Origin of the sequence: Arthrobacter livingstonensis, from assembly GCF_003219815.1 — a bacterium.
GTDB classification, from domain to species: Bacteria; Actinomycetota; Actinomycetes; order Actinomycetales; family Micrococcaceae; genus Specibacter; species Specibacter livingstonensis.
In genome coordinates, this window is sequence record NZ_QJVD01000001.1 from 307291 (window position 1) to 331718 (window position 24428).

Here is a 24428-nt window from a genome sequence, read left to right on the forward strand (position 1 = left end):
GGGTCGATTGACTCCGTACTGAAAAACCCCGAGAAAGTGCCCGGAGCAATCGAGCGCATCAGAGCGGTTAGGTGGTGCACGCGCCCTTGATATAGTCAATCGGCTGTGCGAGCTCCAGCACACCCTCGCTTCGAAAGCGCTGGTCATCATCTGTGGCCAACGTGAAGGTGCCGTAAACACCTGAGAGAGCATCTGCGACCAGGGTTCCGGTTGTCCGCATCTTGTATTTGGGATCTACCAGCGTCACACGTGTTCCTGCCAAAAGTCGGCTCATGACGTGCTCGATTCTGTGCTGCCAGTTCCGCCAGTCATCTGGGCCCGGAACGCCTCGAACAGTGCCTGATGGTCCAGCTGGCCGCGGGTGATGTCCGCTATGGCCGTCTGGACGTCGTCAGGGGTGCCGTACATGGCTGTGCCGTACAGGTCCAGTGCACAGGGTCTCCGAGGCCCACTTCAGGGTCGTCTCACCGGTGGAGTAGCTGTGAGGGGTCTGATCCACGGTGCTCAGGTCAATGGTGGCTGTTAGGCGTCAGCCAAAAAAGAGAATCCACCCGGATGGCCCGGATGGAGCCACTCTCTTCTTGCTCTCTCGTTGGGACGGACAGCGGCTGGATTACTGGTTAGTGACAACGGCACAGTGGCCGGTTAGCCTAACGGCAAGTTCACCAGCGAGGAGGACATGACGTATGAACACAGCCAACCAGCCCCTGGATCCAGTCAACGGCACTTCCGAAGATTCTGAGCATGAACCCGAAGATGATGTGCTTTCCAGGATCGAGCCTCCAACCGTGGAGTGGCTCAAGCGCCTTGCAGAGCTCAAGGCTTTTCTGGTTGTCCATGACAGGTTTCCGTCCCGCAACGGTCCAGAAAGAGGCGAGCAGTCAGTCAATGCCTGGTTGTCTCAGCAACGCCATGCCTTCATGGAACATAGGTTGACCTGGAACCAGGCGGCGGCCATGGGTGTGCTGGGTGACTGGATCACCACGGACCTGGAGTTCACCAACGACACGCACTGGAGGCAGAGACTGGACGAGCTGGTTGAATTCCACAAAGAGCACAGTCGCCTGCCCAACCGACGCCACTGCAAATCTCACGAAGAAGATGTTCTGGGCGTCTGGTTGCAGACGCAGGTTTCGCAACGGAATCGCGGCCTCATGCCGCAATGGCGGCTCGACGCCATGAACGAAGTGTTCCCGGGATGGTCGGAGCCCCGGCTCGTCTAAGCTAAATCACGAAAGGCCGTTATTTTCGATTCGCGAAGCTTGTACTCTCGAAATTTTCATTGGTACCGCAGTAGAGAGAGAGCTGGGAGTAGATCAGGTCGCCAGCCGCGTTCATCAAGTCAACGGAAATCGATCCCGAGAATCCGTCACGCTTACCGTGGAAATGGGACACATTGGGGGTACCGAGGTACGTGATCTGAAAGGAGGACGCCTGATATTTATTGACGGCGTACTTTTTCATCAGCTGATCGCACGAGTCCTGATACTGCTTGTACTCGTCGACGGTGGCCTTCTCGATGGTCGGAACGCTGGTCTATGTGTACCGCGGCGAGCTACAGGCAGAGAACGATGCAGTCGCTACAAGAATGAAGACAGCCGTGGCTAGAGCTTTTGTAGCGAGTGATGTCATGCACCGATTCTATGAGGAAGAATGATGGACTCTCATATTCGATGGCTGGCCTGTAGCGAGACAAAAGGCACTAGTGCCCAACTGAAGTGCGATTGCCTGATCTGAGATGAGACGGGACAGTCGGAGTCCCAGAACTCATAGCTATATATTTCGATTTATGACTCACTTGATAAAAGATAGATTCTTGGTGACCTTGGGTGTGACTCAATCCGTTATTTGAAGCGTATTCAACCCGTTGATTTAGCGTGTCACGCGTCAGTGCATAGCTTCAGGGCGGCCGTTTCAGCTTCTCGTTGAGGCCTCCAGGTATACGGGGATTCCATCCGGCGGCCTGCAGCTGTGCTCATCCAGGCCGTGAGGAACATCATCGGCGCCAAGCTGGTGGCCTACCTGGGGTCCGCAAAGGAAACCCGTGCCGCGAGGCAGTGGACCGACGGTGTGCGGGAGCCGTCGGCTGAGCCCATGAGTCGGCTGAGCGATTCCCACCATGTGGCGGTGCTGCTGGCGGAGCAAGACACTGGCACAGTCGTGCAGGCTTGGTTCCAGGGCATGAATCCTGAACTGGATGACGTTGCCCCAGCGAGCTTGATGCGGAAGAGCCCTCTCGATGAAGCTGGTCCGGCAGTGCTGGCTGCTCCGCCGAACTTCAAAGCGACCAGCGACTGCTGAGCGGTGGTCGTTGGTTGCTCAGTGGGCGTCCTATGATGCCTGGGGCCGGCTAGGCGCGCGGCGATACGACAGCCAGATGCTGCAAAGCAGCCAAACACTGAAGGCTGTTGCCCCCAGAGTCAGCAGCCAGTTGATGGGAAACTGACACCGTGCCAGATCTTCCGGCGCGCCCGTGAGGAGGATTCCCACGGCGATGACTGGAAGGCTTCGGGCGTCAATGGCAGCTGCATCCTTGTTTTGCCTAGCAATCTGGGCGCGGAGGTCGTCGAGCTTTTCAAGTATTCGCTGCTCCGAGGTGGCGATGTCCGAACGAAGCCGGGTAGCCTCTGCGTCGAGCCTTTCGTCAAGCTTGCGCAATTGATCGCGCGTCTCGGACAGCAGCTGCCTGAGCGCCTCGATCTTCTCCTCAACCGTTGCTGTCGGTACCCAGCTTTCGGCATGGCTGCCCAAGGTCCCGCTGGCATTGAGAGTCGCCCTGGCTACGGCGGCGTGAACTGTCACGCTGCGGCGCAGGAATGGCAGAAAGCGGGCAAGGATTTCGCGGAGGCGTTTTACACTTCGACCGAGCCCGCGGGACAGCGACCGCGCCATCATGCTGGTACCTTGCGGCGACGCTGAAAATGCGGCGATGATCGCGAGGCCGATTCCAAGCCATTGGTTTATTCCGGCGAGTAGCGCCACGCCGGTGAATAAGACAGGACTCATACAATCAGCTTTATCATGCGGTTGTGGCGGTTCGGTGGCGAAATGCACTGGGTCGCTGTTTGCCCGCAGGGTCCGGGGTCTTCCCGTAGGCGCCAAGCCAGTGCAGAATGGGCAACATGTGCGGACGATTCGTGGTCGCAAGAGCGACAGCTGACCTGGTGGCCATGTTCGATGTCCAAGAGACAGCCACCAACCTCCCAGAACCAGCCTGGAACATCAAGCCAACCACCAAAGTGCCTGTGGTCCTTGAATCAGCTAAAGGCTCAGACACCCCCGTGCGCCGCTTGGAGCCAGCGCGTTGGTCGCTGACGCCGAGCTATTCCAAGGAGCTCAGAACCAAGTTCGCCACCTTCAACGCCAGGGCAGAAACAGCAGCGGAAAAGGCGACTTTCAGGGGATCCGTCAAGAGCAAAAGAGCAATCCTGCCGGCTTATCTGTAGCTACTCGCCCAGAAAACGCTTTGATGCAGGTCTATCCCTTGACGACGCGTCGTTAGTTGTTGGAAAACAGTCTCTGGATTTCGCGCTGCTATCGGAGAAATGTTGGTGGACATGGGCAAGGCTTCAATAGCGTGACTGCCAAAGTTTGCACGGAGATGTTCCGCGTGTCCCCACTGTGGCGATGTGATGTTCCTGCTGTGTCGCAAATCCGCACTAAAAAATGCCAGCCCCGTCGAGAGCGCTTGCGCCTTTTCAGGCTCAGAATTGGTGTTTGCCATCGCATTCATAAGTAGGGGACGTTGGCGTAGCGCGGCCACGTCCATAACGGCAATACAACCCAGACCTTGCTCTCCGCGGGCCATAGCCTGTCTTGAGGTGTCTTGTGAACGCCGTTTGGTGCTCTCCATTTGACCGTTATCTAGCGTTTCATTCTGGGTACCGTTGGCGCATAAAAATACCCCATGGGGTATAGTGACGTAACGGAATGTGGTTGTTTGATCTGCTGCTGTTGCAGCCGCAATGACTACCCAGCCCCCAGCCTCGAATGGCCTCCCACGCGTCGGCATTCTCTTTGACGGGTCGGACGGATGGCAGGTGACCCCCTGAACCCTGCGGAGATGGCCGCTAAGAGCCCTCCTCAACTTATTGAAAGTGACTATGACTATTTCAGCCAAGACCAGCACGGTCGAAAACGCCCCACCGGCTATTGACGCTTCCACATTGAAGGGGTGGGAAGAGCAGCATGATGATCTGATGATTATTGATGTGCGCAGCGGTGCGGAGTTCGATTCCCTGCATATCAGGGGCTCCTATCATGTGCCGTTGGCCATGCTCGGTGAACACACGGAAGAATTTGCAGCAAAGATGGGTACTCGCGTGGTGCTGGTCTGCCAGTCCGGGAACCGGGCCGAGCAGGCACGCAAGCGCCTGGACTCCGTCGGATTGGTCGGTGCCAGTGTCCTTTCCGGCGGGGTTCCCGGCTATGCTGCTGCTGGCGGCGATGTTGTCCGTGGCCGCAGTGCCTGGGCGATGGAACGCCAGGTGAGGATGACGGCGGGGTCCTTGGTGCTTGCTAGCATCGTCGCAGGGAGGTTCGTCTCACCGAAGCTGCGTCTGGTGGCTGGCGGGATCGGGGCGGGCCTGACGTACTCAGCCACAACGAATAGCTGCGCCATGGGGAATGTCTTGTCCCGCATGCCTTGGAACAAGTCGTCCAATGATCCCACCGCGCATCAGGCGTTGCAGAGCTTGGGTGCCCGGGAATGATGATCTCTGCAGCGGGGTTCGGGCTGGTCGTCGGCGCCTTGTTGGGTCTGGTCGGTGGTGGTGGATCCATCCTCGCCGTCCCGGCCCTGGTCTATGGCGTGGGCTTGCCGCTTGCCGCGGCGATCCCTACCTCGCTCGTCGTCGTCGGGGCGTCCTCGGCCGTAGCGGTGTTGCCCCGGCTGCGGTCCGGGGTGAACTGGCGCCTGGCACTGATCATCGGTGCAGCCGGGACCATGACTGCCTTCCTTGGCGCGATGGTCAACCGCCTGCTTGATCCGAAGATCTTGTTGCTGGCCTTCGCTGCCATCATGGTTTTCGCAGGCTTCAGGATGCTGATGCCTTCCACCTCTTCCGGAGGCTCTTGCGCATTGCCCGGCGGTGGGGTTCACTGGCGCAGCTGTCTTCCCAAGGCAATCACCACCGGCGCCGTCGTGGGTTTCCTAACGGGGCTGCTGGGGGTCGGTGGAGGATTCCTGATCGTGCCCGCACTCACCCTTATTCTCGGGCTCCCGATGATGTTGGCTGTTGGTACATCGCTGGTCATCATAGTTATCAACTCAGCCGCGGGTTTTGCCGCTCATCTCGGAGATTTGCGGATTGATTGGGCCGTCACGGCGACCTTTGCCGGGGCTGCCATGGTCGCTTCACTCATAGCGGGAAAGATCGGCGCCAGGATCCCCGGCAAGATTCTCAAACGTGGCTTTGGAGTCCTGGTCCTAGTCATTGCCGCTTACGTGGCCGGGCAGGCGCTCCTTTCCTAAGGGCCTATTGAGTTCATAAGGGAGCCCCGGAGGATATTGATCCCCCGGGGCTCCCTTATGAACTCAACTGCCGCCTAGGTGGCGGGACTGTCCCAGTTACCGGCCGAACAGCTTTGCGAAAAAGCCTTGGTTCTCAGATTCTTCCTGCTCGTGCCCGCGGCATCGTTCAGAGGAAGGGACCCCGCGCATGACCTGTTCGACGTGCTCGCCGCAGCCAGCCCAGGTTGTCTTACCGCATTTCTTGCATGTCACTGCACGGCACATCTGCTTGCTCCCTTTGTAGGATTGGATTGTTTCATTAGTATACCCCATGGGGTATTTTCCTGCGATAGTACATTAACCTCGGGCGGCAAGACTGCAGCCGTTGCTGTGCATTGATTGCCCACGAGAACTCAGCCCAGTGGCAGGGTGATCGTAGTACCTGCGACGTCGGCGACGGAATATCTGGCGCACTTTTTGGCAGTGATCCGAGGCGGTACCCGCCCGCCCGCTTGTGACAGCTGCAGGCCGGTCGGGGGATGCACCATTGGCGGCGCCCGGTAGTCCGGGCGCCGCCAATGGTGTTGGTTGATCAGTTCAGATGTGACACGGATTAGTTGCTGGAAACAGGTTCCCGCGTCTGAATCCAAGTCGCCCATCCGGCGTAGCTGCCATCGAGTTCGACGACGTCGTAACCGGCGCGGCGCAGGGCGCTGGCAGCAACGGAATTGCGGACACCGCTCTGGCAGTAGCTCACGATAGGGCCCTCAGAGGGGAGCTGGTCAAGGTTCCACATGACGCGGCCGCCGCTGAGCTGGTGGGAGCCGGGGATGTGGCCGGCGGTGTGCTCGGTGCGGTTGCGGACATCCAGGACCATTGCGGAGTCGAAGCCTTCGAGCTCTTCGGGTTGGATGAGTTTCGGTGTGCTTGTGGGCAGGCCCTGGATGCTGGTGACGTAGCCGGCGACCGTATCGATGCCGACGCGGACCAGGTGGTCCCACATCTCCTGTGCCTGGGCCTGGTCCGGAGCCAGCAGCACCAACGGGTTCTTGTCCGTCTCCGGGTTCACGACCCAGGCGCCGAAGCTGGCCGTGGATTTGCCCGCCGGGATGTTCAGGGATCTAGCGACGGTTCCCTCGTGGACTTCGGCATTGGAGCGGGTGTCAACGAAAGTCACCGTGTCAGCGGCGAGATCGCGGAGGACGTCGGCGGCGGCGAGCTCCTGGAGGGGTGCCCGTGCTCCCATGACAGCTGGCCCTTGACGGTTTTCGCGCTTCATGCGTCCGAAGTAGGCGTGGGCGTCGGGCTGGCCGTCGAGGAGCTCGTTAATGAAGCCGGCCTCGTCCTTGGCGGCGAGGTAGGGGCCCCACCAGGAGTAGAGCCGTTCGTAGCCGACGGTGGATGAGGGGACGGCACCTAGGGCCTTGCCGCAGGCGCTGCCGGCGCCGTGGCCGGGGTGGACTTGAACGTGGTCCGGCAGGGTCAGGAATTTTTCCTGCAGGCTGGCGAAGAGTTGCTTGGCGCCGGCGAAGCGGGTGTCTACGCCGCCGGCGGCTTCATCGAGCAGATCGGGACGCCCCAGGTCGCCGGAGAACACGAAGTCGCCGGAGAGTAGGTAGCCCGGAGTGTCGGCGAATGCGCCGTCGGTGATCAAAAAGGAGAGGTGCTCGGGAGTGTGGCCGGGGGTGTGCAGGGCCTTGATTGTGATGTTTCCGAGGGTGATCTCATTGTTGTCGAGCAGGCGTTCGGCTTCGAAGCCGTACTGCCAGTCCGTGCCGCCCTCCCCGGAGACATAGGCAACTGCTCCGGTCGCGGCCGCCAGTTCACGGGTTCCGGAGAGGAAGTCCGCGTGGATATGAGTTTCTGTGACGGCCACGATCTTCATTCCGTTCGCGGCGGCCAGCGACTGGTAGACGGCAATGTCGCGCCGGGGGTCGACAACAATGGCCTCGCCCTTGGCCTGGCAGCCAATGAAATAGCTGGCCTGGGCCAAGTCTTCGTCGTAAATGCGCTCAATAAGCATGAGGGCTCTCCTTGCGTGGGGCGGGGGTGGAGCCTCCTAGAGGGAAGACTCCGGTTCTTCTCACTCAAACAATAATACCCCCTGGGGTATGATGCAAACGCATTGAGGTGCGGGCGGCAGTGGAATACCTACGTCAAGCAAATTACCCACCGGGGTATAATATGAGGAACTACCTACACTACTTTGGAGCCTGTCATGGAACTTGACGTGAAAGAACTCACCCCGGTCATCAACCGGCTCAAACGTGCCCAAGGCCAGCTCGCCGCCGTGACCCGGATGCTCGAAGAGGGCCGGGACTGCAAGGATGTCGTCACTCAGCTCGCCGCAGTCTCCAAGGCCCTGGACAGGGCAGGCTTTGTCATCATCGCCACCGGCCTGGAACAGTGCATCAGGAGCGAGGACCCCGGCATGGACAAAAAAGACCTGGAAAAGCTCTTCCTGTCCCTCGCCTAAGAGTCCGAAATCCACCACTATTACAGGAGCACCCATGAGCTACACGCACACTGTCACCATCCCGCTGTCTTGGACAGAAGCAGTAGAGCTGACTCGCGAGGTCCTGGCCGGACAGGGCTTCGGCATACTTTCTGAAATCAATGTCCGCGCCACCTTTGCGACCAAGCTCGGCCCCGAGGCCGCTGATGCGATCGGCGACTACCTGATTCTGGGTGCCTGCAATCCGGCCCTGGCCAGCCGCGCCCTGGCCGCGGAACCAGCCTTGGGCGCGCTACTGCCATGCAACGTGGTTGTTCGACGCAGCAAGGACGCCACTGAAACGATCATCGAGGCCATCGATCCGCAGACCATGGTCCAGCTCAGCGACAACCCCGCAGTTCGTGAGATCGCCGACGATGCCGATACCCGGCTGCGCGGAGCACTGGCGGCACTGAGCGCCGCACCGACACCCCGGGCTTGAGTAAACCCCTCCACCAATGTGGCGCACCAAGGGCCAAGGTTGACTGACGGCTTGCCATCAGGGCGGTCACTGTTCTGGTCATGAGGCGCACGAGCGGGCTTAGGGGCGTGCCACAACTCACCCATTTCGGTGCCTATGCCCACGTCGCTGGACAGACCAGACCATATCGGGGCTAATGCTGGCGCAGTGCGCGCACCGCTCACACAGGAGGCATGAATGACCCACGGGTACAGCACCCGGCGGCGTCTGCGCCTGGTTCCCGATGCCACCGGAACCCAGTGTTTCCGCAGCAAACCATGAAACAGTTCACGATGACGACCCGACACGTCCCTCACTCAATGAACGGATTCTCATGACCTCGCCCCAGTCGTTCCTGCCGTCCCCGACGGTCAGCGCCTTTCATCTGGGCCCATTGACCATACATTTTTACGCCCTGTGTATCATCGCCGGCATCGGGGTAGCCATTTGGCTCGGATCCAGGCGCTGGATCGCCCGGGGAGGGCGCCCTGGGCAGGTCGCGGACATCTGCCTCTGGGCCATCCCCGGGGGAATCCTCGGCGGTAGGCTCTACCACGTCATTACCGATCCTGAACTGTATTTCCTGCCCGGACGCAACCCGTGGAACGCGTTCGCCATCTGGGATGGTGGCCTGGGCATCTGGGGAGCCATTGCCCTGGGATGTGTGGGCGCCTGGATTGGCTGCCGCCGGGCCGGGGTGTCCCTGATCGCCTTCCTGGACGCCGTCGCCCCTGGAGTGATCTTCGCCCAAGCCCTCGGCCGGTGGGGAAACTGGTTCAACAACGAACTCTACGGCGATCCGACGGCCCTGCCCTGGAAACTCCAGATCCACCAGATGGACCAAGGCGCCGGAACCGCCCTCACGGACGCCTCCGGCCACGCGGTCATCCTCGGCTACTACCAGCCGACGTTCCTCTACGAATCACTCTGGTGCGTGGTCGTCGGACTCGCCCTACTCGCCTTGGACCGCCGCTATAAGCTCGGGGCGGGCAGCGTCTTCGCCTTCTACGCCGCCGGCTATACGGCCGGCCGGTTCGTCCTTGAACTCATGCGCTCGGACTACGCGAACTTGATCCTGGGACTTCGGGTCAACACCTGGGTCGCAGGATTGGTCTGCCTGGCCGCGGTCATAGCGTTCCTGATACTCCGCACACGCCCACGCTCCACCGCCTTCCCAGCAACCGCCAACCCGACCGGAGCCCCAGAACTGAACGGCACCCCGAAAGTTGGACTCGGTAAATAGGAGTCTCTGGGGTCTGAGGATGATCCGTACGGCAATTCATGCTCTATGGGGATCGAGCTCGCGGAGTGTACCGTTTGGCTCCCCATCATCGTGTTTTTTCTCGGGCAGGGTCTAGGGCGATCTGACACTGCAGAACTATGCCGTTTCGAAAATTCCCGAAGTCGTCTGGTCCTGCTCCGGTGAGAGGCCGGCTTGCGGGACAGTGCCAGAAGTTCATTCCGGAGATTCCCTGTGAGACCGTGAGGCTGCTCCGACTTTCCGCCAACGATTGTTCCCGCGCTGATTCGGAAGCTTGCAGGGGAACTATTTACCTTGCAGGTCCTGAATGAAGGAATCGGTCCGGCTGAGATTCAGGGCTAACTTCGCGCGCTTGGCATTGGCTTGGTCAATGAATTCAGCGAGCTTGGCCCGGGCCTTCGTATCGGTCGCGTCGGCGGCCAGGGTGTCGACGGTGTCCAGCAGTTCGCCCATTTCTTCCAGCGTGAATCCCAGTGGCTTCATGGATCGAATCACCAGCATGCGCTGAAGGTCGGAGTCGGTGTAGATCCGGAATCCCCCGTCGCTGCGTGTTGTGGCCGGAAGCAAGCCCACCTCGTCATAGTGGCGGATGGTGCGTTGGGACAGGCCGGTGGCCTCGGCCAAGTCCCCGATCTGCATTCTCCGCGCTTCGGCGGCTGGGGTTGGGGTTTCCGTCATGGCTTCTCCTGTTTCCTTGGCTTCCAACTCTACCCTCACGTTAAGGTAAGGTTGGTTTTGTTCGGTGCTTCGCTTCGGCCATTCCTCGCCGCAGCCAACCAGTACAAACAAGGACGCACCGACCCCACATCATTTCATGTATCCGAGCGCCGCAGGGCGCTCATTTCCCTGTGAACGGAGCCATTAATGGCCACGAAAAACACGGTAGGACACCCGGTTCTGACCCCGGAAGAACGGCAATCCGTTCTTCTCACCCTCAAATCCCCGCGCCTGCTCAAAACCGAAGTCTTGGCAGGACTCGTCGTGGCCCTGGCCTTGATCCCCGAAGCCATTGCCTTCTCCATCATCGCCGGGGTCGATCCGCGCATTGGCCTTTTCGCCTCCTTCACCATGGCCGTCTCGATCGCTTTCCTGGGAGGGCGGCCAGCGATGATTTCCGCGGCGACCGGCGCCATTGCCTTGGTCATCGCCCCGTTGGTGAAAAGCCACGGCGTGGATTACTTCGTTGCCGCCGTCATCCTCGCCGGAGTTTTCCAGATCCTCTTGGCTCTGCTGGGTGTAGCGAAGCTGATGCGGTTCATTCCCCGACAGGTCATGGTCGGCTTCGTCAACGCGCTGGCGATCCTGATTTTCATGTCCCAGGTCCCCGAACTACTCGGCGTCCCGTGGCTGGTCTACCCGCTCACCATCCTGGGCCTGGTGATCGTCTTCGGCCTACCAAAGATCACCACCGTGGTTCCCGCGCCCCTGGTTGCCATCGTGGTCCTGACTCTCATCGCTGTGTTGGCGTCCCTGGCGGTCCCCACCGTGGGCGATAAGGGCGAGATGCCCGAGAGTCTCCCTTCCCTTTTCCTGCCGAATGTTCCGTTGAACTTCGAAACCCTGCAGGTCTTGTTCCCCTATGCGCTGGCCATGGCCTTCGTGGGCCTGCTCGAATCCTTGATGACTGCCAAGCTCGTCGATGACGTCACCGACACCCGCTCCAACAAGACCCGCGAGTCCTGGGGCCAGGGTGTCGCGAACATTATCACCGGCTTCTTCGGCGGCATGGGTGGCTGCGCGATGATCGGCCAAACCATGATCAACGTCAAGGCCTCCGGTGCCCGGACGCGCATCTCCACCTTCCTAGCCGGAGTGTTTCTGCTCATCCTGGTCGTCGCGTTGGGCGACATCGTTGCGCTGATTCCGATGGCGGCCCTGGTGGCCGTGATGATCTTCGTGTCCGTGGCCACTTTCGACTGGCACAGCATCAGACCTTCCACCTTGCGCATGATGCCCAAGAGTGAAACCACGGTCATGCTCACCACCGTGGTCTTCACCGTAGCCACCCACAACCTCGCCATCGGCGTCGGCGTCGGGGTGCTCACCGCCATGGTTCTGTTCGCCAACCGTGTCGCCCACCTGGTCACTGTTGAACGGCGCATCGAGGAACATTTCGGGGAGACTATCGCCAAATACGAGGTCAACGGCGAGCTGTTCTTCGCCTCCTCCAACGACCTCTACACCCAGTTCAACTACGTTGAGGACCCCAACCTCGTCATCATTGACCTGTACAAATCGCACCTGTGGGATGCCTCCACCATCGCAGCACTGGATGCCATCACCGCAAAATACGCGAAATACGGAAAGACCGTCGAAATCGAGGGACTCAACGCGGCCAGCCTCAAAATGCGCGAACGCATGGGCGGAAAACTCGGAGCAGGACACTAGTCGCTAGAACATGCGAGGCGGCGGCAACAGTGGTGGAAACGACAGCGCCGATCCAACCGCGCGCCATGCGCGCCGCGCTTGCAGTTACCCCCCCCACTCCTACCAATCCTCATTGCCCCAGCCCCATGCTTGTGCAGGCCCTATTCCACGCAAAGTAAAGTCAGTGTGTAACGCCGCAAGAGACCCCGCGCACAATATCGTCGCCTCATTCTGCTTCTGGCCTGAAGAGACTGAGCACAACCGGATGGACTGAGCCGTCGTTCGGAGGGCACGGGATGGCTTGGCCCGTATCGATTCTCTGACCGATTCGTTCTGCTACCGAGCAAGTTCAATCTCGGGAGTGCTGGCCAAACCCTGAGCCTTTTCGCCAGCTTACCTATAGTTGAGGTCCAGCATCCGCTGTTTGCGCACGTCAATCACTTGGGGACGCGTCCTTAGGCGTTTGGTTTTGATGGTGCGGAAGTCTCAATTTTTTGATGGGTTGAAAGCGATTCGCTGGTGCGGGGCAGTAGCAGGGCTGAAAGTACTGATGCGATGGCTATGAGGAGTGCGAGGGCGCCGAGGCCGGCGGCGAGGCTGGCGGTGGTGGCGATGGCCCCGACAACGAGGGGGCCGGCCGCGTCGCCGAGCTCGCGGCCGATTTCTGCCGTTCCCATGGTTCGTCCCATGCGTTCTGGTGGAGTGGTTGCCGCGAGGTGCGCGAATCCCAGGGGCGTGGTGATGCCGATGCCGGCCCCGATGACGAGCGCGGCCAGGTAGAGCGTCATCGGGTGTGGAAACACGGCGAGGAGGATGATCCCTGCTGCTATGAGGGCCAGGCCCCAGCTCATGCCGGCCCGGGCAGTGAGACGCCCCTGATCCCGCCAGCGGCCTACCAGGGGTTGGGTGAGCGTGGAGGAGAGCGCAAGGACAGCGACAACGGCCATGCTCGCGATGAGGGGAAGGTGAAATTCGGTGCCCAATAGGGGAAGGAATCCGACGGCGACACCGAGAGCGCCGGTGGCGCCGGCCAGGGCCATGGTGGGAATGAGGAACGACCGCTGGGTGCTTTGACGCACGAGGTCACTGATGGTGTAGCGGGCGCGCGGGAGGATCGGAAGGGCGGGCATGGAGATTCCGACCCATAGGGCAGCCGCGGCCGAAATGATGGCCATGGCCAGGAAGAGAGCGGGGAACCCACCGATCCAGATCAGGCCTGCCCCCAGTAGCGGGCCGAGGACGTAGCCGAGGCCTTTCCAGGAGCCGTATTTGCCGAAGTAGCTTCCGGGCGAAGCCGGGCCCGCCAGCCTTGCGACGGCCGCCGAGGATGCGGGGGAAAACGCTGAGGCTGCCGCGCCTTGGCCAAGACGGGCCAGACCCAAGATGAGTGGGCCGGTTCCCAGTGTGCCAAGGAGGGAGGCCAGGGCGAACCCGAGAAGTCCGGCAATGATGACGGGTTTGGCGCCGATCCGGTCACTGAGGGAGCCAAAGACGGGTTTGAGGATGACCTCTGCCACGTCGTAAAGGGCTAATAGTACGCCAAAGGTGAGTAGTCCGAGGCCGATGCCGCCGCTTTCTGCGCCCAGGCCTGCGGCGATGCTGTGGGCCCCGAATGCGGTGGTGAATCCCGCGGCATAGAGCGGCGCCAGCACCCGTGCTGGGGGTTCCGTCAGCGTTGGGCTCGTCGTAGGGTCGGCTGGGGTCTTGCGATGGCCTGGCACGCTCATGTGTCCGGCCCGTCCAGGACTGGTGGTGTTGCCGCCGGGGCGCTGCTGTCGGGCGTGTCCGCTCCTCCGTGGACGGCTTGGTAGACCTGTTCGGCGTAGCCGTCCAAAATTGTTACACAAGCACGAAGCCGCATCTCGGCGGCTTTCGCGTCGGGCAGTTCCAGAACGTCGCGCTTCTTCAGGTCCCGGTACCAGCGCCGCAGCCGGTCCAGGCTTTGTTCTTCTTCCTCTAGCTCGGCGAACGTGAACTTCTGCTTCTGAATTTCCTTCGCGATCTCCACCGCGAACTTGCCACAGTCCGCCATGAACTCGGCCCATTCATCCACACGAACGGTCGTGAAAGCGTCCCGGATCATGGCGGCCGAGGCCACGTCGCGGGGGGATGCATCGATGATGACCAGGCTCCCGCCGCCGTTGCGGCACAGTTCCCCGGCCCGGTCCAGATCGGCTTGGAAGGCCAGCCCGGCGGGGAGGGCCCAGACGCCGGTCGAGACGGGAACGGCGCCAGCCTTGCGCAGCTGGCGCCACACGGCCACTCGGTGGCGGGATGGTTCGGACGGAATTTGCGGAAGGATCAGTACCCATTCAATATTTTGTGTCACACTTGGAATTGTAACAGCTGTTACGTGACGGAGGAATGATGGTTGAGTCAGCTACTGGTGGCACGCTCTTGGACAAGACGTTCAGGGTCAGTCTGGTCCTCAAGGGCCTGGACGGAGTATTGGAACTGGTCGGAGGAATCCTCCTCCTGCTGGTCTCGCCCGCGCAGGTGGGTTTCCTGGTCCAGTTCCTAACCCAGCATGAGCTCTCCGAAGATCCTCACGACCTCATTGCCACGGCGTTGGTGCACCTGGCCGGGACCATGACCGTCTCGGCAACCCTGTTCGGGGCCATCTACTTTTTGCTGCACGGGCTCGTGAAGATCGTCCTAGTCTGGGCGGTACTCAAAGACAAACTCTGGGCCTACCCGTGGATGATTGCCTTCCTTGGTGTCTTCATCCTTTACCAAAGCTATGAGCTGGTGGTTGCCTTTACCTGGGGCATGGTCTTGCTGACCGCCTTTGACATCTTCATCGTCTGGCTCACCGTGCATGAATACCGGGCTCACCGGACAAGGGCGAAGGACGCGAATTTGCAGGGGCAACCAGTCCCTGAGGATGTGACGCAACCCAGGGAGGGGCGATAGTGGGTCAAGGAGTAGTCGCCGGCCGGTGGGATGACTGGTCGAACATCAGGGCAATGGGGATTCCCGGCGTGATTGCCGTCTCTGTGACTCTGGCCGTCGTTATCGCCGCGGTGATGATCGGTTTCACCCTCCTCACGCTGCACCGTGCCCGGCGCCGTGGCGCCCTACCGGCAAAGGTCGCCGCTCTACGGACCCGCGGGACCGATCAACAAACAACAGACCTCCCCCCGAAGGACGACGGCGGAGAGGCCAACCGTCCCCCTGGCTAGGTGGCACTCAGGAATTGCAGCGAGTCCGGCCGGCGGCCGGTCCCAAAGGTCTGACCCGTCGCGGTCGATGCGACATTAGTCGTTGCTTAATGAGAATATGTGCGTATGAATGCAGATAAGAAGTCTTGCACATTGGATGTGGACAGCCAATACGTGGAACTAGCGGTGGAGATCTTTGCCATGCTGGCCGATGCCACACGGGTGCGGATCATCCTGGCCCTGCGCGAGGGTGAAATGGCCGTGGGAGCACTGGCCGAAGTAGTAGAAAAATCACCTGCCGCGGTGTCGCAGCATCTGGCCAAGATGCGTCTGGCCCGCATCGTCTCCACCCGCCAGGACGGCACGAAGGTCATGTACCGGCTGGCGAACGAGCACGCCCGGCAACTGGTGGCCGACGCCATTTACCAGGCCGAGCATGCACTGGGCGGGATGCCCGCGCACCACCGCGCAGACCAGGCAACAGTATGAGCCCCACCGGACAGCCGGACCAGCATCACAACGGTCACGACCACCTCCACCCACATGAACACCCAGACGGCCACGACAACCCCCACGGCGGTCACGACCACGACCACGACGGACATTCCCACGAGCACCACGCCGGATTCAAAGGGTGGCTCTTCGAACTGTTCGTCCCGCACACCCACGACTCTGCGGACTCCATCGACGACGCATTGGAGTCCAGCGCCCAAGGCGTCCGCGCCCTGAAGATCAGCCTCTTCATCCTGCTGGGCACCACGGTCCTGCAGTTCCTAGTGGTCCTCATCAGCGGCTCGGTGGCCTTGCTGGCGGACACGATCCACAATTTCTCCGACGCACTGACCGCGGTCCCCTTGTGGATTGCCTTCATTCTGGGCCGCCGGGCCGCAACCCGCCGTTACACCTTCGGGTACGGGCGAGCCGAGGACCTCGCGGGGCTCTTCATCGTCGCCGTCGTCGCGCTATCCGCCGTCGTTGCGGCCTGGCAGTCCATCGACCGGCTGTTCCACCCGCAGCCCCTGCACAACCTGTGGTGGGTGCTTGCGGCCGGCGTGATCGGCTTTGTCGGGAACGAGGCGGTGGCCGTGTACCGGATCAGGGTGGGGCGGCAGATCGGTTCCGCCGCACTGGTCGCCGACGGTGTGCATGCCCGGATCGACGGATTCACCTCCCTCGCCGTAGTGCTGGGCGGCGGCGGCGTGATGCTTGGCTTCCCGCTGGCCGACCCGATCGTGGGCCTGCTCATTTCCGCCGCCATCATCGCCCTGCTGTGGGGCACGGTCAAGAGCATTGGCCGCCGACTGATGGACGGGATCGAGCCCGAGCTCGTGGACCGTGCGGAAGCGGCCCTGACCGGTACCCCGGGAGTCGTGGCCGTGGAAAACGTGCAGCTGCGCTGGGTGGGGCACCGCCTCCAGGGCGCCGCCACGGTGGTGCTGGCCGACGCCGCGTTGTCGGCGGTCGATCAGACCATCCATGCGGCAGAACACCGGATTGGCCATGCCCTGCCCAAGCTTGACCACTTCGCCATCCGCCCGACTACTGTCACGGAGCAGTCTGATCATGTCAGCGCGCAGCAGCCGCATGGGCACTAAGCCGCGCGAGAAGGCAGAGACCATGGCCGCCGTAGCACTTGAGATTCAGGCCCGCATCCCTGGTCATGGCAGCTTCATAATGACTGGGGATGCGGTGGCCATGATCAGGGTGTTCGGTGGAACCCTGCACTGTTTTGTGGGAGGTGGCGGTTGCCGCAAACAGGCACTGTACTTCTCCCGGACGGAACCAAAGAAACCCCTTCGCTGCCTACTCAACGGCCCAGGGGTGGTCGGGGACGGGCACCGAGATGACGATGGTTGGCTTGTTGATGATGAGCTCGTGATCAGTGTCAGCCACGAGCTGGCTCCAAAACTCGATGGTGCGATCCTGGACTTTGGCACGTACAACAAGATGCAACGCTTTGTGTGGCTGGCAACGCCAGCCGTCAAAGGACCGGCCTGCACCTGCCTACGCTCCATCGGACCAGCGGCCGGGAAACACTCACCGTGCCTTGACGACCAAGGAGTAGGTCTCAGCGACATCTGAACGACAAGAAACCCTCTCGGCCCGAGTCCCACCTTGACCGATATACCCCCTAGGGGTATAATGAAGGTGTTGTCAGTGAACCAGCTTGTCGCCGCCGTTGAATCTTCCGGCCGCCACTGCCGTTCAACCCCAACGCACACAATCACCCCTCTCGAAGGAAATGACCATCATGTGCGTCCCTGAAGCCCCCACAGATCTGAACCTGACTCCCACCGCGGAGAGCTCCTGCGGCTGCTGCTCCTCCGCAACAAAGACCACTAAATCAGCCGATACTGTCGGAACGGCCTACGCCGTGGAGGGGCTGACCTGCGGGCATTGCGTCCAAACAGTGGAGACAGCGGTTCGAGCCGTTGCCGGTGTCGACTCTGCCAGCATCACCCTGGTGGCCGGCGGCACCTCCGCCATGGCCGTCTCCGGCCAGGCCGCCCCGGAAGATATCCGAGCCGCCGTCGCGGCCGCCGGGTATATGGTCTCCGAGAGCTAAGTATTTCCCGCAAACAATGTAGGGAGAGTCATGGACGATCACAGCACTGGCCACAACCACCAGATGGCACCAACCGGCGTCGACCACGCATCAATGTCCGGCATGGATCACGAGGCGATGGGTCACGGTGGAGTGGATCACGATGACCACGCCGTCCACACTGCCGGCCAGCATGCCGGGCACAGCACCGCCATGTTCAAGAACCGCTTCTGGTTGACCCTGGTCCTCTCGATCCCTGTGGTGTTTTTCAGCCCCATGTTCGGGCATTTGCTCGGCTATGCCCCGCCACAGTTTTCCGGGGCCGCATGGATTCCGCCACTGCTGGGTACCTTCATCTTCTTCTACGGCGGACAGCCGTTCCTCAAGGGTGGCTGGCAGGAAATCAAGTCCCGGCAGCCGGGCATGATGCTGCTGATTTCCATGGCCATCAGCGTCGCGTTCGTTGCCTCCTGGGTGACGAGCCTGGGCCTGGGCGGGTTCGATCTGGACTTTTGGTGGGAGCTGGCCCTGCTGGTGGCCATCATGCTGCTGGGGCACTGGATTGAAATGCGGGCCCTGGGCTCGGCCCGCGGAGCACTTGACGCTCTTGCCGCCCTGCTGCCGGATGAGGCCGAACGGGTCATCGACGGCGGCACGGAGACCATCAGCGTCGCCGAGCTGCAGGCCGGCGATATTGTCCTGGTCCGCTCCGGGGCCCGCATGCCGGCCGACGGCGTCATCACCGACGGATCCGCCGAAGTGGACGAGTCGATGATCACCGGAGAATCCAAGACAGTCCCGCGCACCGTGGGCGATCCCGTGGTGGCCGGCACCGTCGCCACCGACAACTCCCTGCGAATGCAGGTCACCGCGGTCGGTGACGACACCGCCCTGGCCGGGATTCAGCGGCTGGTCGCCGAGGCTCAGGCCTCCACATCCCGCGCCCAGGCCCTGGCCGACCGAGCTGCCGCGTTCCTGTTCTACTTCGCCACCGGAGCCGGCATCCTCACCTTCATATTCTGGTCCCTCATGGGGAGCATCCCGGATGCTGTGACCCGCACCGTAACGGTGCTGGTCATTGCCTGCCCGCACGCCCTGGGCCTTGCCATTCCGCTGGTGATCGCCATCTCCACGGAGCGGGCCGCCCGGGCCGGGGTGCTCATCAAGAACCGGATGGCCTTGGAGCGGATGCGCACCATCGACATCGTGCTCTTCGACAAAACCGGTACGTTGACCAAGGGCGAACCAGTCGTTACCAATGTTGTTGCCGCCGACGGCGTGACAACCGATGAACTACTGTCCCTTGCCGGAGCCGTTGAATCCGACAGTGAACACCCTGTGGCCCGAGCCATCGTTAGTGCCGCAGCGAACTCCGGAAGCTCCGTCCCGGAAGCTACAAAGTTTCAGTCGCTGACCGGACGCGGAGTCCAGGCCAGCGTCAACGGGGCCACCGTCGCGGTGGGCGGTCCCGCCCTGCTCAAGGAGCTCAGCCTGACCGAACCGGAGAGCATCAGTGGCACAACGAGTGAGTGGGTGGACCGGGGTGCGGCTGTTCTTCACGTGATCCGCAACGGGGCTGTTATCGGAGCCGTCGCGTTGGAGGATGAGATCCGCGAAGAATCCCGCCAGGCGATACAGGCCCTGCAAAACCGTGGCATCAAGGTCGCAATGGTCACCGGGGACGCCCACCAAGTCGCCCGGGCTGTGGCCACGGAGTTGCACATTGACGAGGTTTTCGCCGAAGTCCTACCTAAGGACAAAGACCAAAAAGTCGCCGAGCTGCAGGCCAGGGGCTTGAAGGTGGCCATGGTGGGTGACGGCGTCAACGATGCCCCGGCATTGGCACGGGCCGAGGTTGGCATTGCCATCGGCGCTGGCACCGATGTGGCCATGGAATCGGCCGGCGTGGTCCTGGCGGGCAATGATCCCAGGGCAGTGCTATCCATGGTGGATCTCTCGCACGCCAGCTACCGCAAAATGTGGCAGAACCTGATCTGGGCCACCGGCTACAACATCATTTCGGTCCCGCTGGCCGCCGGAGTGCTCGCGTTCGCCGGGATTGTGCTGTCTCCGGCAGCCGGTGCCGTGCTCATGTCCATATCGACGATTGTGGTGGCCCTCAATGCCCAGCTTCTCCGCCGACTCAAGCTCAACCCGTCAGATGCACGCTAAATCCGCGTTACGGGATCTATCCAGATTGTCCCCGTAGAATGCACGACAACCCTTACTGCCGCCAACGACACTCCGAAAGGATCCCGTCATGCATTCAAACGTAAACGTGAAGACAGCGGGATCCTTGATGCGCTGGGGCGGGCTGTTCGCTGTCGTTCTCGCCATTGTCGTGGGAATTCTCAGCATGCACGTGATTGTTGGAATGCCGGCTGCGACCATGAACCCCACCAGCATGAGCAGTACAGTCGTCGCACCAGCGAACACTGCCCATCACGCATCGGGTATTGCCCACGCGTTGCCCGGCGATGGCACGGGCGGCGGCCATGTCGCGACGGAGCCCACCCGGACTCTGGCCTTATGTGACTGCATGCCATCCGGGTGCGCGGCCTCCATGGCCATGCATGGGGGATGCATACCCTCTATCGGGCCCGCTGTGCTGAGCGTTCCCCTACCTGGAATCCACACGCAACTAGCCGCACCTGCGGTGTTTTCTGCCACCCCGGGGCACAAGTCCTCAGGACGGGTCCCCGACCCTCCCTCACTAAATCAACTCTCGATCAGCAGAACGTAAACCGATGACCAGACCTGCCCACCATGGGCGGGTCCTCATTGACGCGCCCTTGGATGAGGGTGTCGCTGCCAACTCTCGAGATTCGTTTTAGTGAAGGACTGTTCCCTTGAAGAAAATTCTGCCCCTTTCCGCCATCGCTGTTGCAGCCATGATCGCCCTGGCCGGATGCTCTACCAGTGCTAACGATGGTTCCATGCCGGGCATGAACCACAGTAGTGCGACCACCTCCACCATGCAGGCGACCGTCGCAGACGGAGGGCACAATGCCGCCGACACGATGTTCGCCCAAATGATGACCCCCCACCATGTCCAAGCGGTGGAGATGAGCGACCTCATGCTCGCCAAGACCGGTCTGGATCCGAAGATTACGGCTCTGGCTACACAGATCAAGGCCGCCCAAGGACCCGAAATTGAGAAGATGAACGACTGGCTCACCGGCTGGTCCGAGCCCACCGCTATGGCCGGAAGCATGGGCATGAACGGGATGATGACCGCCACGGATATGGACAAGCTCAAGGCCGCTCAGGGCACTGAGGCGAGCAAGCTGTTCCTGACCCAGATGATCGCCCACCATGAAGGCGCAGTCGAGATGGCCAAGTCCGAGGTCACCGGCGGCAAAGACGCTGATGCTGTGGCCCTGGCCAAGAGCATCATCGCCTCACAGGAAACCGAAATCAAGGACATGAAGGACCTGCTCGCCACCCTGTAACCCAGCGTAAGCCAGCACGTCAGGTGGCGGCCCGCCGTGCTTTGCGGACAGCCGCCACCGCCCTTCCTTTCTCATCTTTTGGAGGTCCCTGTGAACCCCCGCACCACCCTTTTGCGATCTCGCCGCTCCCTTGCCGCCACACTTCTTCTCGCGCCCTTGGCCTTGACGGCATGCTCCCCTACAACCCCGCCAGACAGTCCCACACCGGCAGCCGCCGTGAGCCACGTTCATGGCATCAGCGTGGACCCGGTCTCCACCAAGATCCTGATCGCCACCCATGACGGCCTCTACGATGCCACGAAGAAGAAACTGGAAAAGGTTAGTGACACCATCGATCTGATGGGATTCACCGCAACGGGTGAACCAAACGTCTACTACGCCTCCGGACATCCCGGTCCCGGATCTTCCCTGCCCAACCCAGTCGGTCTCATCCGCTCCAGGGATGCCGGGAAGACCTGGCAACAGGTCTCCCTCGGTGGACAATCCGACTTTCACGCCCTGACCGTCAGTGGCGGCGCCCTGGTCGCCTTTGATGGGCAACTGCGCACCAGCACTGACGGGACATCCTGGACGAACTCCGCGGCGACGTTTTCGCCGGCCGCGCTGGCGGGAAGCCCCACCTCCACAGTCGTACTGGCCACCACCCAGGAAGGGTTGCAGCGTTCCACCGATCACGGAAAGAACTGGCAGCCCGTCCCCGGCGGACCGGTCGTTCAGTTCGTCGCTTTTGCCACGCCGGCATCGAAGGCTCCCACGATGGCCGTCGGTATCGCCCCGGACGGGAGCGTCTATGTCTCCACTGATACGGGATTGACGTGGGCTGCCACCGGGACGATCAGTGGCCAGGTCGAGGCGGTGACCGCGGTGGAAGGCAGTACGGGCAAGCCTTGGATTTGGGCGGCCACCACCGATGGTGTCCAGGTCTCCACCGACGGCGGGGCAACGTTCCGCCCGGCCGCATCCTGATGGTGACCGGGGTGGGGATGCAGCGGATCTACCAACCGTATAACCTCTCCGGCACCTTTCTCACCGTCCTCTAACCTCACACTTTTTCAAAGGAATATCTCATGAGCAACACACTGAAACGGCGCTCCTTCCTGGGGCTCTCCGTCGCGGCCACCGCCGCGGCAGCCCTGGCCGCCTGCACCCCAAATCCAAGCCCGACCGCGACCGCGACCGGCCAGCCAAACCGCATCCTGCCCATCAATCCGATAATCGCCGAGTACGAAACCCGAAGGGCATCCACGGGAAAAACCGTTGCCAAGACTCTCACCCCCGGACCGTTCTCCACCACCTTGGCGGGGAAGAAGATCACCACCTGGGGGTATGACGGCGCCCTCGTCGCACCCACCCTGCGCGGCACGGCCGGAGACGAGCTCAACGTCACGCTCGCCAACACGCTCAGCGAGGCCACCAGCATCCACTGGCACGGGCTGGCCCTGCGCAACAACGCCGACGGGGTCCCGGGCCTCACCCAGGATGCCATCGCCGCCGGCAAGGACTACCCGTACAGCTTCAAGCTCCCGCACCCGGGCACGTATTGGTACCACTCGCACGTGGAGATGCAGCGCGAACGTGCCCTCTACGGGGCGCTGATTATCGAAGACCCCCAAGAACCCTTGAAGTACGACAAGGACTGGGTCATCGTCCTAGATGACTGGCTCGATGGCGTCACCGGCACTCCGGATGAGGTCCTCAAGGAGGTCTCCCAAGGCATGGGCAGTATGGGCGGCATGAGCCATGGTGGCGGGAACGGTGGCATGGTGATGGGCCACATGCTCATGGGCGCCACCAGTGACTTCTTGGGCGGGGACGCCGGCGACGTCGCCTACCCGCTCCACCTCTTCAACGGCCGAGACCCGGGGAACCCGGAAACCTTCACAGCGAAGGCCGGTGAACGTGTCCGCCTGCGGATCATCAATGCCGCCGGAGACACCGCCTACCGGGTTGGGGCCCCGGGCCAGAAACTAACGCTGACCCACACCGACGGCTTCCCTATCCAACACGTCGACGTCGACGCCGTCGTCCTGGGCATGGGCGAACGCATCGACGCGATCCTGACCGTCCAGGACGGCTACACCCCCGTGCTCGCCCTGGCCGAAGGAAAAGCGCAGATGACCTACGGCCTGGTCTCGACCGGGACAGGAACGGTACCGGCATTGGCCAGCCTGCCAACAACGTTGGAGGGCAAGGTTGTTGACGGCGGCCAGCTCACCGCAGACCCAGCCGTGAACCTCGCGACGAAGACAGTGGACCGCACCCATGAGGTGCACCTGACAGGTGGCATGGCCCAGTACGACTGGGGCATCAACGCTCAACAGTTCGACATGGCCAAACCCTTCGAGAACGCCCTCGACATCAAGGCTGGGGAACGGGTCGAAGTGAAGTTCATCAACGACACCCAAATGTGGCACCCCATGCACATCCACGGCCACACCTTCCAAATCGGAACGACGGGTGCTCGCAAGGACACTGTCATCGTCCGACCCAAGCAGACCGTCACCGTCTACTTCGATGCGGACAACCCGGGCCAGTGGCTCTTCCACTGCCACAACGCCTACCATGCCGAACGCGGCATGATGGGCGTCTTCTCCTACCTCACATAGGGAGGGACCACCACATATCCAGCAACACCTACCCCGCCTATGTCATGCCACACGCCGTGTCCGCTTTAATGCTAAATACCATGTCCGTTCGCAACTATGCCTAGTCAGTCATGGCATTCATCAGAGCTTCCGGGCCGGGTGCCCCAGATGATCCCGACCATCGGCATGTGCACGATGGCGCGACTAATGGCAGGAACAACACCCAGCGGCAACACACTCATGGCGCCCGCTGCCTGAAAACGACCCAGCACCGTGATTTGAGGGCCAAAGGGCCCTACACAGAAGATCACGAGCAGGTGACACTTCACCTATAGGCAAATAGGTGAAAAGGGAGAATTTCGCATGATGTACGGATGGGACGACGGCATGGGTGCCGGGGCATGGGTGTTGATGGCCGTGATGATGCTGCTGTTCTGGGGCGGATTAATCACCGTGGTGATTGTGCTGATCCGTCAGGGCCGGGGCGTGAATGGACCACGACCACATGGCCCCTACGGTGCTCCCCATGACGAGGCCGAACGAATCATTAACGAACGATTTGCCCGCGGGGAAATCGACGAAACGGAGTTGGCCGCCCGCCGGGCGGCCCTTAGAAGGAAAGAATGACATCACGGCGCCGAACCCGAATAC

Annotated in this window: 26 protein-coding genes; 18 read left to right on the top strand and 8 right to left on the bottom strand. The window is 61.5% G+C overall.

Going from position 1 to position 24428, the window contains the following annotated elements; all coding sequences use genetic code 11:
- Window positions 1-67: 67 nt before the first annotated feature.
- Both CVV68_RS01445 and CVV68_RS23340 read right to left on the bottom strand, forming a co-directional pair.
- Window positions 68-274, bottom strand: coding sequence for a hypothetical protein (locus tag CVV68_RS01445; RefSeq protein WP_170133048.1), 207 nt, complete (start codon window positions 272-274; stop codon window positions 68-70).
- The gene (locus CVV68_RS23340; RefSeq protein ID WP_170133049.1) at window positions 271-408 is read right to left on the bottom strand and encodes a hypothetical protein; all 138 of its coding nucleotides are present in this window, start codon (window positions 406-408) and stop codon (window positions 271-273) included. Before CVV68_RS23340 ends, CVV68_RS01445 begins: the two co-directional genes overlap by 4 nt.
- Before the next feature lie 278 nt (window positions 409-686).
- Here CVV68_RS23340 and CVV68_RS01450 point away from each other — a divergent pair, with 278 nt between their 5' ends.
- Complete coding sequence (locus CVV68_RS01450) at window positions 687-1223, top strand: helicase associated domain-containing protein (RefSeq protein ID WP_110499222.1); 537 nt, start codon at window positions 687-689, stop codon at window positions 1221-1223.
- A 763-nt stretch (window positions 1224-1986) separates the two neighbouring features.
- Window positions 1987-2301 carry a hypothetical protein gene (locus CVV68_RS01460; RefSeq protein ID WP_211320683.1) on the top strand — a complete coding sequence of 105 codons (315 nt, stop codon included), beginning with the start codon at window positions 1987-1989 and terminating at the stop codon, window positions 2299-2301.
- 30 nt (window positions 2302-2331) lie between these two features.
- Here the strand turns inward: CVV68_RS01460 and CVV68_RS01465 are convergent, their stop codons facing one another.
- Window positions 2332-3006: a hypothetical protein gene (locus tag CVV68_RS01465; protein ID WP_110499225.1), complete on the bottom strand. Its 675-nt coding sequence runs from the start codon at window positions 3004-3006 to the stop codon at window positions 2332-2334.
- 107 nt (window positions 3007-3113) lie between these two features.
- Between CVV68_RS01465 and CVV68_RS01470 the strand changes: the two genes are divergently transcribed.
- From CVV68_RS01470 to CVV68_RS01480, 3 genes are all read left to right on the top strand, one after another.
- Window positions 3114-3446, top strand: a complete 333-nt coding sequence (locus CVV68_RS01470) for an SOS response-associated peptidase (protein ID WP_110499226.1) — start codon at window positions 3114-3116, stop codon at window positions 3444-3446.
- A gap of 657 nt (window positions 3447-4103) precedes the next feature.
- Window positions 4104-4712 (top strand): rhodanese-like domain-containing protein, encoded by a 609-nt coding sequence (locus CVV68_RS01475; RefSeq protein WP_110499227.1) that lies wholly within the window; start codon window positions 4104-4106, stop codon window positions 4710-4712.
- Complete coding sequence (locus CVV68_RS01480) at window positions 4709-5473, top strand: sulfite exporter TauE/SafE family protein (RefSeq protein WP_110499228.1); 765 nt, start codon at window positions 4709-4711, stop codon at window positions 5471-5473. The genes CVV68_RS01475 and CVV68_RS01480 overlap by 4 nt, the downstream gene beginning before the upstream one ends.
- Window positions 5474-5569: 96 nt before the next feature.
- Here the strand turns inward: CVV68_RS01480 and CVV68_RS25125 are convergent, their stop codons facing one another.
- A complete protein-coding gene (locus tag CVV68_RS25125) occupies window positions 5570-5737 on the bottom strand; it encodes a DUF8730 family Cys-rich protein (protein ID WP_110499345.1) in 168 nt (55 codons plus the stop codon).
- A 328-nt stretch (window positions 5738-6065) separates the two neighbouring features.
- The gene (locus CVV68_RS01490) at window positions 6066-7475 is read right to left on the bottom strand and encodes an MBL fold metallo-hydrolase (protein ID WP_110499229.1); all 1410 of its coding nucleotides are present in this window, start codon (window positions 7473-7475) and stop codon (window positions 6066-6068) included.
- 195 nt (window positions 7476-7670) lie between these two features.
- Here CVV68_RS01490 and CVV68_RS01495 point away from each other — a divergent pair, with 195 nt between their 5' ends.
- The 3 genes from CVV68_RS01495 (at window position 7671) to lgt (ending at window position 9649) form a co-directional block, all read left to right on the top strand.
- Window positions 7671-7928 (top strand): metal-sensitive transcriptional regulator, encoded by a 258-nt coding sequence (locus tag CVV68_RS01495; RefSeq protein ID WP_110499230.1) that lies wholly within the window; start codon window positions 7671-7673, stop codon window positions 7926-7928.
- Window positions 7929-7962: 34 nt separating this feature from the next.
- The gene (locus CVV68_RS01500; protein ID WP_110499231.1) at window positions 7963-8388 is read left to right on the top strand and encodes a DUF302 domain-containing protein; all 426 of its coding nucleotides are present in this window, start codon (window positions 7963-7965) and stop codon (window positions 8386-8388) included.
- 352 nt (window positions 8389-8740) lie between these two features.
- The gene (gene lgt, locus CVV68_RS01505; RefSeq protein ID WP_110499232.1) at window positions 8741-9649 is read left to right on the top strand and encodes a prolipoprotein diacylglyceryl transferase; all 909 of its coding nucleotides are present in this window, start codon (window positions 8741-8743) and stop codon (window positions 9647-9649) included.
- 303 nt (window positions 9650-9952) lie between these two features.
- On the opposite strand, the gene CVV68_RS01510 is transcribed toward lgt, so the two are convergent.
- Window positions 9953-10345: a MerR family transcriptional regulator gene (locus tag CVV68_RS01510; RefSeq protein WP_110499233.1), complete on the bottom strand. Its 393-nt coding sequence runs from the start codon at window positions 10343-10345 to the stop codon at window positions 9953-9955.
- 186 nt (window positions 10346-10531) lie between these two features.
- Here CVV68_RS01510 and CVV68_RS01515 point away from each other — a divergent pair, with 186 nt between their 5' ends.
- Window positions 10532-12055, top strand: coding sequence for a SulP family inorganic anion transporter (locus CVV68_RS01515; protein ID WP_110499234.1), 1524 nt, complete (start codon window positions 10532-10534; stop codon window positions 12053-12055).
- Between the two features lie 434 nt (window positions 12056-12489).
- Here the strand turns inward: CVV68_RS01515 and CVV68_RS01520 are convergent, their stop codons facing one another.
- Together CVV68_RS01520 and CVV68_RS01525 are read right to left on the bottom strand one after the other, a co-directional pair.
- Window positions 12490-13761, bottom strand: coding sequence for an MFS transporter (locus CVV68_RS01520; protein WP_110499235.1), 1272 nt, complete (start codon window positions 13759-13761; stop codon window positions 12490-12492).
- Window positions 13758-14363: a Chromate resistance protein ChrB gene (locus tag CVV68_RS01525; protein WP_211320684.1), complete on the bottom strand. Its 606-nt coding sequence runs from the start codon at window positions 14361-14363 to the stop codon at window positions 13758-13760. Before CVV68_RS01525 ends, CVV68_RS01520 begins: the two co-directional genes overlap by 4 nt.
- A gap of 38 nt (window positions 14364-14401) precedes the next feature.
- Here CVV68_RS01525 and CVV68_RS01530 point away from each other — a divergent pair, with 38 nt between their 5' ends.
- The 9 genes from CVV68_RS01530 (at window position 14402) to CVV68_RS01580 (ending at window position 24404) form a co-directional block, all read left to right on the top strand.
- Window positions 14402-14947 (top strand): DUF2127 domain-containing protein, encoded by a 546-nt coding sequence (locus CVV68_RS01530; RefSeq protein ID WP_170133050.1) that lies wholly within the window; start codon window positions 14402-14404, stop codon window positions 14945-14947.
- A gap of 374 nt (window positions 14948-15321) precedes the next feature.
- Window positions 15322-15684, top strand: a complete 363-nt coding sequence (locus tag CVV68_RS01540; RefSeq protein ID WP_110499238.1) for an ArsR/SmtB family transcription factor — start codon at window positions 15322-15324, stop codon at window positions 15682-15684.
- Entirely contained in the window at window positions 15681-16790 is a 1110-nt protein-coding gene (locus CVV68_RS01545; protein ID WP_110499239.1) for a cation diffusion facilitator family transporter, read from the top strand. The genes CVV68_RS01540 and CVV68_RS01545 overlap by 4 nt, the downstream gene beginning before the upstream one ends.
- Before the next feature lie 647 nt (window positions 16791-17437).
- Window positions 17438-17761 carry a heavy-metal-associated domain-containing protein gene (locus CVV68_RS01555; protein WP_110499240.1) on the top strand — a complete coding sequence of 108 codons (324 nt, stop codon included), beginning with the start codon at window positions 17438-17440 and terminating at the stop codon, window positions 17759-17761.
- A gap of 30 nt (window positions 17762-17791) precedes the next feature.
- Window positions 17792-19912 carry a copper-translocating P-type ATPase gene (locus CVV68_RS01560; protein WP_110499241.1) on the top strand — a complete coding sequence of 707 codons (2121 nt, stop codon included), beginning with the start codon at window positions 17792-17794 and terminating at the stop codon, window positions 19910-19912.
- Window positions 19913-20589: 677 nt separating this feature from the next.
- On the top strand, window positions 20590-21192 hold the full coding sequence (locus CVV68_RS01565) for a DUF305 domain-containing protein (RefSeq protein ID WP_245933262.1): 603 nt from the start codon (window positions 20590-20592) through the stop codon (window positions 21190-21192).
- A gap of 216 nt (window positions 21193-21408) precedes the next feature.
- A complete protein-coding gene (locus CVV68_RS01570) occupies window positions 21409-22158 on the top strand; it encodes a F510_1955 family glycosylhydrolase (protein WP_245933263.1) in 750 nt (249 codons plus the stop codon).
- 101 nt (window positions 22159-22259) lie between these two features.
- A complete protein-coding gene (locus tag CVV68_RS01575; protein ID WP_110499243.1) occupies window positions 22260-23798 on the top strand; it encodes a multicopper oxidase family protein in 1539 nt (512 codons plus the stop codon).
- Between the two features lie 342 nt (window positions 23799-24140).
- Window positions 24141-24404, top strand: a complete 264-nt coding sequence (locus tag CVV68_RS01580) for an SHOCT domain-containing protein (RefSeq protein WP_110499244.1) — start codon at window positions 24141-24143, stop codon at window positions 24402-24404.
- Window positions 24405-24428 lie beyond the last annotated feature (24 nt).

Coding starts and splice junctions, on each gene's coding strand:
- CVV68_RS01445 (WP_170133048.1), bottom strand. CDS start 274: ATGAGCCGACTTTTGGCAGGAACACGTGTGACGCTGGTAGATCCCAAA.
- CVV68_RS23340 (WP_170133049.1), bottom strand. CDS start 408: ATGTACGGCACCCCTGACGACGTCCAGACGGCCATAGCGGACATCACC.
- CVV68_RS01450 (WP_110499222.1), top strand. CDS start 687: ATGAACACAGCCAACCAGCCCCTGGATCCAGTCAACGGCACTTCCGAA.
- CVV68_RS01465 (WP_110499225.1), bottom strand. CDS start 3,006: ATGAGTCCTGTCTTATTCACCGGCGTGGCGCTACTCGCCGGAATAAAC.
- CVV68_RS01470 (WP_110499226.1), top strand. CDS start 3,114: ATGGGCAACATGTGCGGACGATTCGTGGTCGCAAGAGCGACAGCTGAC.
- CVV68_RS01475 (WP_110499227.1), top strand. CDS start 4,104: ATGACTATTTCAGCCAAGACCAGCACGGTCGAAAACGCCCCACCGGCT.
- CVV68_RS01480 (WP_110499228.1), top strand. CDS start 4,709: ATGATGATCTCTGCAGCGGGGTTCGGGCTGGTCGTCGGCGCCTTGTTG.
- CVV68_RS25125 (WP_110499345.1), bottom strand. CDS start 5,737: ATGTGCCGTGCAGTGACATGCAAGAAATGCGGTAAGACAACCTGGGCT.
- CVV68_RS01490 (WP_110499229.1), bottom strand. CDS start 7,475: ATGCTTATTGAGCGCATTTACGACGAAGACTTGGCCCAGGCCAGCTAT.
- CVV68_RS01495 (WP_110499230.1), top strand. CDS start 7,671: ATGGAACTTGACGTGAAAGAACTCACCCCGGTCATCAACCGGCTCAAA.
- CVV68_RS01500 (WP_110499231.1), top strand. CDS start 7,963: ATGAGCTACACGCACACTGTCACCATCCCGCTGTCTTGGACAGAAGCA.
- lgt (WP_110499232.1), top strand. CDS start 8,741: ATGACCTCGCCCCAGTCGTTCCTGCCGTCCCCGACGGTCAGCGCCTTT.
- CVV68_RS01510 (WP_110499233.1), bottom strand. CDS start 10,345: ATGACGGAAACCCCAACCCCAGCCGCCGAAGCGCGGAGAATGCAGATC.
- CVV68_RS01515 (WP_110499234.1), top strand. CDS start 10,532: ATGGCCACGAAAAACACGGTAGGACACCCGGTTCTGACCCCGGAAGAA.
- CVV68_RS01520 (WP_110499235.1), bottom strand. CDS start 13,761: ATGAGCGTGCCAGGCCATCGCAAGACCCCAGCCGACCCTACGACGAGC.
- CVV68_RS01530 (WP_170133050.1), top strand. CDS start 14,402: ATGGTTGAGTCAGCTACTGGTGGCACGCTCTTGGACAAGACGTTCAGG.
- CVV68_RS01540 (WP_110499238.1), top strand. CDS start 15,322: ATGAATGCAGATAAGAAGTCTTGCACATTGGATGTGGACAGCCAATAC.
- CVV68_RS01545 (WP_110499239.1), top strand. CDS start 15,681: ATGAGCCCCACCGGACAGCCGGACCAGCATCACAACGGTCACGACCAC.
- CVV68_RS01555 (WP_110499240.1), top strand. CDS start 17,438: ATGACCATCATGTGCGTCCCTGAAGCCCCCACAGATCTGAACCTGACT.
- CVV68_RS01560 (WP_110499241.1), top strand. CDS start 17,792: ATGGACGATCACAGCACTGGCCACAACCACCAGATGGCACCAACCGGC.
- CVV68_RS01575 (WP_110499243.1), top strand. CDS start 22,260: ATGAGCAACACACTGAAACGGCGCTCCTTCCTGGGGCTCTCCGTCGCG.
- CVV68_RS01580 (WP_110499244.1), top strand. CDS start 24,141: ATGATGTACGGATGGGACGACGGCATGGGTGCCGGGGCATGGGTGTTG.